Below are 12,930 nucleotides of genomic sequence, written 5' to 3' on the forward strand. Positions count from 1 at the left end.
CCTGTTAATCATTGTCGTTATCAGCATCGCCTGCCTGGTAAAAGTCCAGCGCCCAGCGGATACGGATAAATTCAGTTGGCCGCTGTTGACGGCGTTGATGTTTCAGTAAATCATCCTGTTCCTGACACCAGCGGAAAATATCTTCCGCCAGTGAAATCAAATTGACCGAGCCATTTAACAACTTCACTGCTCGTCGCAGTTGCCTTAATAGCTCATCCGGCGTCTTTACCGCACAAAGCCGGGAAAAACGCAGATCCGACATAACGCCGCTGAGCTGCGAGGCGAATGTTTGACGCTCATCTATTGATTTAACATGTGCCGCCAGCGCCGCCGTCAGCGCCAAGGCGGTAAAACGCCACTCCTGGCCTTCTCTTTTCCACAGCGTATGCGTCCGCATCAACAGGGAGCGGAAGCCTTCAGAAAGACAGGCGTCGTTTAGCGTCGTACTACGTCGCAGACTGGCGCGCGCACCACGCTTCTCCTGTAACTCCTCATGCCATTTGCGCAGCGTGGCTTTATGATCCTCTTGCACAATACTCATTCAGCAGCCTCCTGCTTTTTTTCCCTGGCGGCTTTTGCGCTTTGCTTTTCCGCCGATGTCGTAAAATATTTTCTGCGCGCCGCCATAATGCGCTGCAGGTCGTTATTCTCGTAAGGATTGGTAAAAGCGCGGTCATCGAAGTAGCGACGCGTAAATAGCCAAAGCTCTCTTTGCCATTGATTCAGCCTTTCATCCGGCTTCTGCCCTGTCTCCAGATCGTGAATCAGATGAAGAAAGCGCCCCTGCGTCAGGTTCCAGAAATCGATATCGATGAAACTGAAGTCGCCTCGCGCATCTTTTGCACTGGCGAACCATGCTTCCTTCAATGCACTGCGTAGCAGGCTGAGGAGACGGGCTGCGGTTTGTACGGCCTTACGCAGATCGGAGAGCAGATTTTCCGTCATAAGCAATGGGAAGTGATGCTCATACCAGCAGCGAATCTTCATATTGTCGAAATCCGCCCCAAATCCCCATAGTCCAGCTTTGACGCCAGCAAGCTTATGCGCATTAAACACGTTGACGACCTGCGCCGGATATTCCTCATTCGCTTCCGTTGAATTTTTCTGGTTTAACCCCAGCCAGTCTCGCCAGATAAGTCCGCCGGGCTGAAGTTTGACGGAAAAGAACCCGCTCTTATCTTTCACAGGCGCGCGATAGGGGGTGAGTGGATGCCGCCAGCCATCGTAGTTAACGCCATAATTCTTGACGGTCATAAAGCCAAGCAGCGCATCGCTCTCCACACCACAAATATCACAGAGTCCTGTCTGCGTAGTCGCAAAATCCAGGCGGATGCGGCGCGGCATTCCCCAGTACATTTGCAGTTTATTGACCTGCTCCGGCGTGGTAACAGTATTTGCAGGCGGTTCGCTGGTTCGCGTCGCGGCAAGCCACGGAAAAACAGACGCATCACAGACAGCAGGCAAAGGCAGATCCGCGGTATCCTGCGGCATCACGTTGAGCCACAGTTTGCGCCAGAGCGGCGTTTGCCGTTCGCCCTTGTACTCCTGCAATTCAATCAGAGTGGTCAGCGGTCCGCCGCCGCGCAGGCCGGTGCGATAACCTTTGCCGCCAGAGGGGGCATTGAGCTGCAAGGAAAATAACGCCAGCGCTGCGCAGTGCGGACAAAGCCGTTCCGTTACCCCGCGTTTAATAAAATGATCTTTATTGAATTTGATGGTTTGCGCGCCGGGAATTTCCGGCAGCAGAGAGGCTATTGAAACTTTTTCACCGGCTAACGGTTCAAAATCCTGCATAAAACTCGGCGACTCCGCGCCGAAGTGAAAGGCATGCCCCAGCGGTGCCAGGGCTTTATGCAACATCTCCCCTGTCAACCCCTCTTCCCAGATATCCTCCCAGCGACTATAGTTTTTCGGCGCAATGCTGCTTTGCAATAACCCCAACAGAAACTGCCAGGCAGCCCCCTGTAAATCAGCTCGCGTAGCGGCAATATCCACCACATTTTCATCCGCCAGATCGACAGGCGCCAGTTTACCCGTGGCGCCATTTTTGAAACGAACGGGCAGCCATTGACAAAAAATCAAATTTACAGGAAACATGCTTTTTCCTTATCTGATGGGCCATCCATGGCGCCAATATTCCCTTAACGTATTAGTGAAGTGAGAGCTGGAAACTAATTGATAGTTTTTTCCCCAGACGAACCATCATCCGGAGAAACAGGCATTTAAATCTGGTTGATTCTTCTTGCATATAAAACCTTTCTATTGATAACAACCAAACCCTGCAAGTATTATCAATACCGCCAAGCATGATTAGGCTTCAGGGCATCTCTTCTTATGGAGAGGCTCTGGAGCCTAACCCACATGAATTATGGGTGATAATACATCCTCTCGTAACAAGGTTCAATATGTCGGATGGTGGTTAAAGAGAATTTATGAAAAAACAAACCTACCAGTCTATTAACCTGTTAAACTTGACACATTCCCCTTCCAGGAAGGGGATAAACCAGTGGTGAAAGACAACTGTCTGATTACAATGGTCCCGTTCCTCGCGCCAGCGGGGATAAGCCCCGGAGCCATCTGGCTCCGGGCAATCTAATCACCCTTACCAATCAATCCCTCATTTGCCGAATAGCCGCACCCGGCTGAATCCGTCACGATAATCACATAGGTAAAATCCTTATCCTGGTAGTGTTCAGCGCACCAATTTTGCAGCGCTTCACCCTCTAAAAGCTCAAACTCGCCTTTATGTTTTCCCCACCAGCTCTGGCGCACCCGCACTACGCTCATCTCCCACGGATGCTCGCTTAGGGCATAAGGCATCACCACGCCATCGACAATTTTGGCCAGCCACAGCGTGACGGATTCTTCCGCCAGCCGAGTGGAGAGCGTTTCTGACAGGTAATGACTATTTTCAGAGCTATAACCTGCGGCAAAGTTAAGTAGCATTTGCGTAGCAAATGCTCGATCGCAATAATATTTTCCTTCCTGCTTCTGTTCAGTTTCTGCAAATCCGACAGGCATGACGACGCTTTCACCGTAGACCGACTCAATTAATAATCGGGCGGATTGCGGCATCCGGATTGCGCCCTGTTCACGCAGGACACGCTGCGTGAGCCACAGGCGACCATGATCGGGATAGACATAAGCGCTATTACGCATAGCACAAGAAAACCAGTCTTCCTGCGGCGCCTCATCCCATTCAGGCGCAAGCACCAGTAGCTCCGGCGCATCACGTTCATCCTGTCCGCTATTTTTCAGTTGACCGTTACGGTCACGGATATGGCGCTGCAATCGCCCGGCCCGCTGGATAAGCAGATCCACTGGCGCCAAATCAGAGATCATGGCATCCATATCAATATCTACTGAACTTTCAATTACTTGAGTGCAGATAAGTACTTTTCCCGCCCGCTGCGTACTCTCACTTTTACCAAATCGCGACAGCGTTTCCGTCTCAATCCTTTGCCGGTCATAAAAGGCAAACCGACTGTGAAATAACGAGATATTTTCAGCAGCTATCACACCTCTGGCGATAAGCTGGCGATAAACTCGTATCGCATCGTCAACCGAGTTTCGTATCCATGCGATGCATTGCCCTTCACTCGCTGCCTGTTCAATGCGTTCGATACAGGATTGTTCGCTATACAGCCAACCGACTTTGACGCAACGTTCAACCTCTTTACGGGTCGCGACATGGCGGGAAACGACGCCTGTACCAGTAACCTGCGTTAGCCAGGGATAATCGCCATGACCTAACAGCGGTGCTTCGATATGGCTCCCTCTGCCACGAGCAAAAGCGGCTACCAGGCGGTCACGCTGCTGCTGTGAGAGCGTGGCGGAGAGAAGTATGGTGGTGTTGCCGTTGCGAGCCTGATTTTCGATCAGGCTTTCAAGGATCCGCGACATATAGGCGTCGTAAGCATGTATTTCATCCGCCAGCAGGATTTTATTACTCAGCCCCAGCAGGCGCAGATTGTTATGCTTAAACGGCATTACTGCCATCATCGCCTGATCGAGCGTGCCCACGCCAACTTCAGCCAGCAACGCCTTCTTATTACTGTCGGCGAACCAGGCGGCGCAGCCCTGGCGCTCATCCGGCTCCCCGGCACCGATCAAATCAGCGGACCAGATTGATTGATTAAACCTGTCCATCAGGCCACGCGCACTGTGCGCCAGAACCAGACTGGGGCGAGAGCCGGGCTGGTAGAGCGCCTGCCAGCTTTGCGCCAGCCGATCAAACATCGCGTTCGCCGTCGCCATTGTCGGCAGACCAAAAAACAGCCCTTTTGCTTTTCCGGCAGCCATTAAGCGGTGCGTAAGGATCAGCGCAGCCTCCGTTTTTCCGGCCCCCGTGACGTCTTCCAGGATAAATAACTGCGCCCCTGCATCATGAATATCGAGCGTCAGGACTTTTTGCTGTAAGGGCGTGGGCTGCCGGATAAAAGGAAATAACGTGTTAACACCCGAAAAAGGGGCCACCCCAGAAGAAGGCGGGAAAATGGCAAGCGCCGCTTTCGCTTTCTCCAGCGCCTGCTGCCAGTATGTTTCGACAGGCATCTTACTGGCGATGCGCGGGAAAAAGCGGGTAGACGAGCCGCTCCAGTCAGCCAGCACTACAGCCGCCGAAATGAGCCACGAGAGTTGCTGAAATAACGCGATGCCATCATCCTCATCCCAGCATGACGGAATCACTATCTGCGGAAACAGCGCTTTGGCGCTGGCAAGAAATTCGCGCGCCGCCTCTTTATCCTGCGGAAGGAAGTTGTCGAGTTCTTGTACGCCGTCTGGTGGTCGCCCGTGATGCCCGGTTGTTAGCGGCATCCACATCGCAATGACTCGCTTCAGTTTGCGGGGAGTCAGCGTCGAGTGCGGAAATAATTCAGGACAGTCGCTTAACCAGGTATTCCATAACCAGTAGCCAAGCGTCGTATGAGAGATTTTTTCATAGTTTTGTCGCCGTCCGGCAGGAACGTTCAGATCCGGATGGCTGTAAAGCTGTTGAAACGAACTGGCAAATTTACCTGTATCATGCCAGCATAATAACCAGGCAAAAAACTGTGCGGCCTGTTCAATATCCGTCATACCCAACCGCCGAAAATGATCGGCCAGCCCATAGATATTATTTTTCACCATCCAATAGCCTACCGCCGCTACGTCCAGTGAATGCCAGCACAATAAATGGTAATCATCACCGCCATCTTTTTCTCCCTGGCGGGTTTTGCCCCAAAAATTAAATATCGACACAAATTCTCTACCTGACGGGAAATTATACTGACGTATAATTACGGAATCAGGCCAGAAATTTTGTGATTTCAATCAACAAATTATGATGATTTCTGATATGAATATACTGGGCGTTAATATAATAAAAAATACTTATTCCTGGCGTTAAAATTAAAAATCCCGGAATAACCGGGATCCTAAAGTGAAATATTCTCTGCCATCACCCCTCATGCAATCCGCATTCACGCTTCAGGCCAAAGAAGCGGGTTTCTTCTTCCGCCATTCCCGGTTCCCATTTGCGGGTAGTATGCGTATCACCAACGGAAAGATAGCCTTCATCCCATAACGGATGGTATTTCAGCCCGTGCTTTTGCAGGTACTGATAAACCGTACGGTTATCCCAGTCGATAATCGGCAGCACTTTAAACACCCCGCGCTGGATGGCCAGCACCGGCAGATGTGCGCGACTGCCGGACTGTTCGCGGCGCAGTCCGGCAAACCAGGTTTGCGCGTTCAGCTCTTTTAACGCGCGGTTCATCGGCTCGACTTTGTTGATTTCATTATATTTCTCAATGCCCTCAACGCCCTGCTCCCACAGCTTACCGTAGCGCGCCTCCTGCCAGGCGGCGCTTTCGGTTGCACGGTAAACCTTCAGATTCAGGTTGAGCCTGTCCGTTAACTCGTCGATAAAACGGTAGGTTTCCGGGAACAGATAGCCGGTGTCGGTAAGAATCACCGGAATATCCGGACGGACCTGATTCACCAGATGCAGGCTGACCGCCGCCTGAATGCCGAAGCTGGACGACAGCACATATTCACCGGGCAGATTTTCCAGCGCCCATGCCACGCGCCCTTCGGCGTTCAGCTTCTCCAGTTGGCTATTGGTTTCAGCCAGCGCCATAACGCGGTCGACTTTTGGCAATTCATTAAGGGCGTTAAGATCGAGTACGGACATAAGAACCTCGTTTGCCTGTTTTGCCGGGCGGTACTGCGTTTGCCCGGCCTACAAAACCCGTAGGCCCGGTAAGCGAAGCGCCACCGGGCAAAGGATGGGTTACTCCCAGAAATCCCGCGCCGGGTCGAGCACCGGGCGAATAATGCCCGCACGCACCGTAAAGTCGCCGAAGCCTTCACCCGCTTCGCGCTCTTTCGCCCAGCGCCCAATCAGTTCATCCAGCGACGCCAGAATTTCCGGTTCAGTGATGTTCTCTTTAAACATCCGGGGGATACGCGTCCCGATACGATTACCGCCCAGATGCAGGTTGTAACGCCCCGGCGCCTTACCGACCAGGCCAACTTCCGCCAGCATGGCGCGGCCGCAGCCGTTCGGACAGCCCGTCACGCGCATCACGATATGCTCATCGCTCACGCCATGTTTTGCCATCAGCGTATCGATCTTGTCGATAAACGTCGGCAGGAAACGTTCGGCTTCCGCCATCGCCAATGGACAGGTCGGGAACGAGACGCAGGCCATAGAGTTTTCCCGCTGCGGGGTCACGGCGTTCATCAGGCCGCTCTCCCGGGCGATCTTCTCTATCTTCGCTTTCTCGCTCTCCGGCACGCCAGCAACGATCAGGTTCTGGTTGGCGGTAATACGGAACTCGCCCTGGTGGATCTTCGCAATCTCCAGCAGACCGGTTTTCAGCGGACGGCCCGGATAATCAAGAATGCGGCCATTCTCAATAAACAGCGTCAGATGCCATTTATTATCGATACCTTTCACCCAGCCGATGCGATCGCCGCGCCCGGTAAATTCATAAGGCCGAATCGGCTCGAATGTGATCCCCGCCCTGCGTTCAACTTCCGCCTTAAACGTCTCAATACCGACGCGTTCAAGGGTATATTTGGTTTTGGCGTTTTTGCGGTCGGTGCGGTTGCCCCAGTCGCGCTGCGTCGTCACCACCGCTTCCGCCACCGCCAGAGTGTGCTCCAGCGGCAGATAGCCAAACTCACTCGCGGTGCGGGCGTAGGTTTTTTTGTTGCCGTGCTCAATAGACAGACCGCCGCCGACCAGCAGGTTAAAGCCTACCAGCCTGCCGTTTTCCGCTACCGCTACAAAGTTCATATCGTTGGCGTGCAGATCGATGTCGTTCTGCGGCGGGATCACCACCGTGGTTTTGAACTTGCGCGGCAGATAGGTCTGGCCGAGGATCGGTTCTTCATCCGTCGTCGCCACTTTCTCCTGATCAAGCCAGATCTCCGCATAGGCGCGGGTGCGCGGCAGCAGATGCTCAGAAATTTTCTTCGCCCATTCGTATGCTTCCGCGTGCAGCTCGGATTCATACGGATTCGAGGTGCACAGCACGTTACGGTTCATGTCGTTGGCGGTCGCCAGCGCGTCCAGCCCAACGGAGTGCAGCATCTGGTGTACCGGCTTGACGTTTTTCTTCAGAATGCCGTGGAACTGGAACGTCTGGCGGTTAGTCAGGCGAATGCTGCCGTAAATCGTGTTTTCACCCGCAAACTTATCAATCGCCTGCCACTGTTGCGTGGTGATCACCCCGCCCGGCAGACGGCAGCGCAGCAGCATCGCATGACGCGGCTCCAGCTTCTGCTCGGCGCGCTCGGCGCGAATATCGCGGTCATCCTGCTGATACATGCCGTGAAAACGGATCAGCAGAAAGTTATCGCCTTTAAACCCGCCGGTGAGACCGTCATTCAGATCTTCAGCAATAGTGCCGCGCAGATAGTTGCTTTCCAGCTTCATGCGCTCGGCGTCGGACAGTTTACCTTCGACCACCAGTGGCCCTGGATGTTTTTCGCTCATTAGTAGACATCTCGCTGATAACGGCGCTCAACGCGCAGCTCACTTAAAAATTCATCCGCTGCTTCGACTTCCATACCGCCGAATTCAGCAATCACTTCCAGCAGCGCCTGCTCGACGTCTTTCGCCATGCGATTAGCGTCACCACAGACATAAATGTGCGCGCCGTCGTTGATCCAGCGCCACAGCTCCGCGCCCTGTTCGCGCAGTTTGTCTTGTACGTAAATTTTTTCTTTTTGATCGCGTGACCAGGCGAGATCGATACGGGTGAGGACCCCCTCTTTGACATAGCGCTGCCACTCCACCTGATAGAGAAAATCTTCAGTAAAGTGCGGATTGCCAAAGAACAGCCAGTTTTTCCCCGGCGCTTCATCCGCCGCGCGCTGCTGCATAAAGGCGCGGAACGGCGCGATGCCGGTGCCAGGACCAATCATGATCACCGGCGTTTGCGGGTTCTCCGGCAGACGGAAATTATCGTTATGTTCAATAAATACCCGTACTTCGCCGTCCTCTTCGACACGATCGGCGAGGAAGCTGGAGGCGCCGCCAGCGCGGGCGCGGCCTTCCACTTCGTAACGCACCGCGCCGACGGTGATATGCACTTCGCTGTCCACTTCCGCCTGCGACGAGGCGATAGAGTACAGGCGCGGCGTGAGCGGACGCAGCAGGCCGATTAACGCTTCTGCATCCAGCTGTGCCGGCGAGAAACGCAGCATATCAACGATGGGCGTCGTCGCCGCGTAGTGCTGCAACTGCGCTTTATCGCCCACCAGCGGCAGCAGCGATTCACTGCGCGTCAGGGTGGCATAATTTTCCACGATATTGGCAGTGTTGACGGTCAGTTCGAAGTGCAACTGTAGCGCTTCAGACAGCGGTAGCGTTTTCCCGTCAACCGTCACCGGCTCATCGCCTTTCAGCCAGGCCAGTTCGACAATCTCTTTCACCAGCGCCGGATCGTTCTGATACCAGACGCCCAGCGCATCGCCCGGCTGGTAGCGCAGGCCGGAATCGCCAAGATCGATCTCAATATGGCGCACGTCTTTTTCAGAATCTCGGCCGGTAATTTTTTGATTTACCGCGAGCGACGCGCTGAGCGGCGCTTCCTTAGTGTACGGACTGGAGTGGATTTCGTTGACGGCGCCGGTTGCCGCCGTCTGAACGGAAGGCGCAACCGGTGCGCGCGCTTTCAGCGCCTCAACCACCCGCGCGCGCCACTCTGCGGCGGCGGCCTGGTATTCGACATCGGCATCGACGCGATCCAGCAGACGTTCGCCGCCCAGCTCCGCCAGCTTGCTGTCGAAATCTTTCCCGGCCTGACAGAAGAACTCATACGACGTATCGCCAAGACCGAACACCGCAAAGGCGGTGTTTTCCAGCTTCGGCGCTTTTTTAGAGAACAGGAACTTATGCAACGCGACGGCTTCTTCCGGCGGCTCCCCTTCCCCCTGCGTGGAGGTTACCACCACCAGCAGCTTCTCACTGGCGATCTGCTTGAATTTATAGTCGCCAGCGTTCACCAGCGTGACGCTGAGCTTCGCCGCAAGTAAATCATCGCGCAGCGCTTCCGCCACGCGGCGCGCGTTGCCGGTTTGCGAGGCGGAGATCAGGGTGATGCCCGGCATCTCCGCCACTGGCGCTGGCGTCGCAGCGGCTACGCCTGGCTGCTGATTCAGCATGCCCCAGAAATAGCCAGAAACCCAGGCAAGCTGCGTGGGCGTGAAGTCGGTGGTGGCCGCCTGGAGGCGTGCCAGCTGCTCCGGGTTCAGCGGAAGCAAAGCGGAAGGTGGGGCCTGTGTCGTCATGCGTCGTTATGTTCCAGTAAGCAAAGCGGATTTAAGCGGTAAAACCCAAACTGAGGGTAAGGTTAACGGCGGGAATAATAACAACAAAGAAGGCTTGGAAATATCAAATAACTAAATGGACTAACCTGTTTTAGCTATAGTTCATAACGACAAAAACGATTAAATAACCAACTGAAATATATAATATTATTTTCCATTTATCGTATCAATGACATAATGGGCGGCGTTGAGCCGTTTTAGGTAATGATAAAAATTGTACTTTCCTGTACCCTACGGCGGTTTTTGCCTGACTGAGAATTTATGATGACCACCACCCTGTTTAAAGATTTCACCTTCGAAGCCGCCCACCGCCTGCCTCACGTTCCGGAAGGACATAAATGTGGCCGCCTGCACGGACACTCTTTTATGGTGCGCCTTGAGATCACCGGTGAAGTTGATCCGCACACGGGCTGGATTATTGATTTCGCGGAGCTGAAGGCGGCGTTTAAGCCAACATACGATCGCCTGGATCACCATTATCTGAACGAGATCCCCGGCCTGTCTAATCCCACCAGCGAAGTGCTGGCGAAGTGGATTTGGGACGAAGTCAAACCGACCATGCCTTTGCTGAGCGCGGTGATGGTGAAAGAGACGTGTACGGCGGGCTGCGTCTATCGCGGCGAATAAACGAAGCTACTCGTCTTCGCTGGCGGTAAGCGGCGTAAGCTCATACAGTACCAGCGCGTTGCTCTCAAGCGATTCCGTTATCTGCCACCCCTCCTGAAGTCGTTCATCGCGCACCGTAAGCGTTGGACGCGCTTTATGCCTCAGCCAGCGCCACACCTCTTCATCGGGGCCGCTTTCGCTGCGAAAGCCTTCCATTAGCGGGAACAGCGCCCCGTTGTGGCGATCGTACAGATGGCTTTTGATGCGCCACCGACCGCTGATACCCTGCAGATGGACGCGATACTGCTGGCGAAAACGCTGGATAAACGCCTGTTCACTCGACAGCAACGGGTTATATACCACCGTATTGCTTAGCAGCAGCTGATACCCGTTTTGCTGGCGTAACAGCAGTAGATGTTTATCATTCACCAGCACTTCGCCGCGCAGCCGTCTCCATAGCCACAGCACCCAGTAGATAGGCCTGGGCAGGCCGTGGTTATACTGCAGCGCCAGGCTCGAGGTATCGATCGTTTTGTTCGACCGGGCTTCGCCCTGCAGGCCAGAATTAAGCCAGAATCCGGCAAGCCAGACCTGACCAGACAGCCCGAGCAGATTCTGCATTAACAGCGCCGCGCGAAAAAACCAGCCGTTCGTCGCCCGGGTGTTCCCCGTCAGGGTATTCCAGGCGAGTAGCCACATGGGCAGCGAGAGCTGCCGCTGGCGAAGCTGCGCCAGGATCTGGCGGGTCCTCTGCACCGGGTAATTTTCTGATGATGACAGATGCGCCGGATCGAGCTGTGTCGGATCGAGTAGCTCGTTAGCATCAGCCGGACAGGCGAGGAAGTCGGCCTGCTGGAGAATGGATGAACTGAGAAACGCCTCATCACCGTGCGCAAACTCATCGGGCGAAAAGCGATACCAGACGCCAAACCGCGCCCGTGGCAGCCAGGTGCGCAACAATGCGCGCTGGGTCTGCCAGGCCTGCTCGCGCGCCTCATCGCTGGCCTGCGGCGACCAGTGCAAAACAAATTGCCAGCCCGCGGTAACCTGCGCAGAAAAATGGTTCACCGACTGGCGTAAAAAACGCGCCAGCAGATCGCAACGGGTGGTTAAGCCGGTGTGCAGAAGCACCGTCCAGCCCTTCTGCGCAAGCCAGGTAAAAAGCTGATGCAGGTTATACCAGCAGGCATAGCCCGCCATCAAAGGATCGTCCCATCCGCTGGCGAACAGGCGGCTGCTGAGGAACGGTTCAGCAATATCTATACCGTAAAGAGGGATCTGTTCATGGAGCCTGTCGAGCTCACGGCGGACATCTTCCCGCAATAAATCGTCAAGTTCGCGCAGGGTGATAATAACGCGGGTGTGACGCAGCGCAGGGGCGTGCGCGTTGATGCTTTGTAAATCAATAACCCGTTCCTGCAGCGAATGCATCGTTAACGGCGATGGCTCCCAACCGCGCGGCTCAGGCTCGTTCAGCAGCCTGAACAACTTATCCGCCGCAACGGGGTAACGCTGCGGCGGCGCATCCAGCCGGGTACGAGGAGCATCGGCGACAGGCCGCTTTTGCTGGCGAAACTCCCGCGGCGTCATCTGGTGGTGGCGACGAAACAGATCGCTCATCATGCGGGTGCTGGCAAACCCGTGTTCAAGCGCGATCTGGTGCAGCGAACGGTTGGTCAGACGCAGGGCGTCAGCCGCCTTTTCCAGTCGCAGCGTATTGATATACTGCATAAAACTGATGCCCACCTCTTTACGAAAGAGACGGGAGAGCCAGGCTTCAGAGACAAATTCCGCCTGGGCGATCTCGGCAAGGGAAATGCGCCGGGTGTAACCAGCGTGGATCCGCTCCACCACCCGGGCGATGCGCTTACTCCAGCCAGGGCTGCTTTGCCGGTAATCGGGCCGGGCAGGATAGTGAAACCGACTCGTCAGAAGCAACAGAATTTCGCTCAGCCAGCGGTTGGCTTCCAGCCGGTAGCGCTGCCTGTCGTTAATCAGCGTCGCCACCAGTAGCTGTCGCAGCAGACGACGCAGCTCGTCGCACTGCGGCCAGACGCCGTCTGCTTCAGCCGGAACACGATAGTCGTGGGCAAAAAAGGTTTCGCAGAGTTGCAGCAGCCAGCGTCCGGAAAGCACCACCCGCAGCGTGGCATTGGCTGTCTCGCTGGTGATCTGCCAGCTCCGGTGGCGGTTCACGATCGCCAGGTTATTTGCCGCCAGCGTTTCGCGTCCCTCATCGGTGATCAGTTCAGCGCGGCCTTCCAGAATCCACAACAGCGTCAGCGCATCGCTCTCCTCCTGCTGAAGCTGGCGGATGTCCTCTACCGTCACCTGAAATTCGCTGCCGCGTTGCTCCACACGTCCCCCGAAGACAAATAATAACCGCTCTTTTTTGTCATAACCGAATTGTATGGAAAATAATCAGAAAAAATACGTCGCTTCACAACAAAAAAGCGCAATTTCTGGATGCGCGCCCATCATAAACTCGACATTAACATC

Annotated in this window: 8 protein-coding genes; 1 reads left to right on the forward strand and 7 read right to left on the reverse strand. The window is 54.7% G+C overall.

Going from position 1 to position 12,930, the window contains the following annotated elements:
* Positions 1–4 precede the first annotated feature (4 nt).
* The 6 genes from casB to cysJ form a co-directional block, all read right to left on the reverse strand.
* Positions 5–541 carry a type I-E CRISPR-associated protein Cse2/CasB gene (gene casB / locus K7R23_RS11305; protein WP_012907165.1) on the reverse strand — a complete coding sequence of 179 codons (537 nt, stop codon included), beginning with the start codon at positions 539–541 and terminating at the stop codon, positions 5–7.
* Positions 538–2,097 (reverse strand): type I-E CRISPR-associated protein Cse1/CasA, encoded by a 1,560-nt coding sequence (casA, locus tag K7R23_RS11310; RefSeq protein ID WP_012907164.1) that lies wholly within the window; start codon positions 2,095–2,097, stop codon positions 538–540. Before casA ends, casB begins: the two co-directional genes overlap by 4 nt.
* A 495-nt stretch (positions 2,098–2,592) precedes the next feature.
* On the reverse strand, positions 2,593–5,241 hold the full coding sequence (locus K7R23_RS11315; RefSeq protein ID WP_024132857.1) for a CRISPR-associated helicase/endonuclease Cas3: 2,649 nt from the start codon (positions 5,239–5,241) through the stop codon (positions 2,593–2,595).
* A gap of 199 nt (positions 5,242–5,440) precedes the next feature.
* Positions 5,441–6,175: a phosphoadenosine phosphosulfate reductase gene (gene cysH, locus K7R23_RS11320; protein ID WP_012907162.1), complete on the reverse strand. Its 735-nt coding sequence runs from the start codon at positions 6,173–6,175 to the stop codon at positions 5,441–5,443.
* A 99-nt stretch (positions 6,176–6,274) separates the two neighbouring features.
* On the reverse strand, positions 6,275–7,987 hold the full coding sequence (gene cysI / locus K7R23_RS11325; protein WP_012907161.1) for an assimilatory sulfite reductase (NADPH) hemoprotein subunit: 1,713 nt from the start codon (positions 7,985–7,987) through the stop codon (positions 6,275–6,277).
* Positions 7,987–9,786 (reverse strand): NADPH-dependent assimilatory sulfite reductase flavoprotein subunit, encoded by a 1,800-nt coding sequence (gene cysJ, locus K7R23_RS11330; RefSeq protein ID WP_012907160.1) that lies wholly within the window; start codon positions 9,784–9,786, stop codon positions 7,987–7,989. The genes cysI and cysJ overlap by 1 nt, the downstream gene beginning before the upstream one ends.
* Positions 9,787–10,086: 300 nt before the next feature.
* Between cysJ and queD the strand changes: the two genes are divergently transcribed.
* The gene (gene queD, locus K7R23_RS11335) at positions 10,087–10,452 is read left to right on the forward strand and encodes a 6-carboxytetrahydropterin synthase QueD (protein ID WP_148222097.1); all 366 of its coding nucleotides are present in this window, start codon (positions 10,087–10,089) and stop codon (positions 10,450–10,452) included.
* A 6-nt stretch (positions 10,453–10,458) separates the two neighbouring features.
* Here queD and K7R23_RS11340 read toward each other — a convergent pair whose 3' ends face one another.
* Positions 10,459–12,789: a helix-turn-helix transcriptional regulator gene (locus K7R23_RS11340; RefSeq protein ID WP_012907158.1), complete on the reverse strand. Its 2,331-nt coding sequence runs from the start codon at positions 12,787–12,789 to the stop codon at positions 10,459–10,461.
* Positions 12,790–12,930: the final 141 nt, after the last annotated feature.

This window comes from Citrobacter rodentium NBRC 105723 = DSM 16636 (genome assembly GCF_021278985.1).
GTDB lineage: Bacteria > Pseudomonadota > Gammaproteobacteria > Enterobacterales > Enterobacteriaceae > Citrobacter_A > Citrobacter_A rodentium.

Coding starts and splice junctions, on each gene's coding strand:
- queD (WP_148222097.1), top strand. CDS start 10,087: ATGATGACCACCACCCTGTTTAAAGATTTCACCTTCGAAGCCGCCCAC.
- casA (WP_012907164.1), bottom strand. CDS start 2,097: ATGTTTCCTGTAAATTTGATTTTTTGTCAATGGCTGCCCGTTCGTTTC.
- cysI (WP_012907161.1), bottom strand. CDS start 7,987: ATGAGCGAAAAACATCCAGGGCCACTGGTGGTCGAAGGTAAACTGTCC.
- cysJ (WP_012907160.1), bottom strand. CDS start 9,786: ATGACGACACAGGCCCCACCTTCCGCTTTGCTTCCGCTGAACCCGGAG.
- cysH (WP_012907162.1), bottom strand. CDS start 6,175: ATGTCCGTACTCGATCTTAACGCCCTTAATGAATTGCCAAAAGTCGAC.
- casB (WP_012907165.1), bottom strand. CDS start 541: ATGAGTATTGTGCAAGAGGATCATAAAGCCACGCTGCGCAAATGGCAT.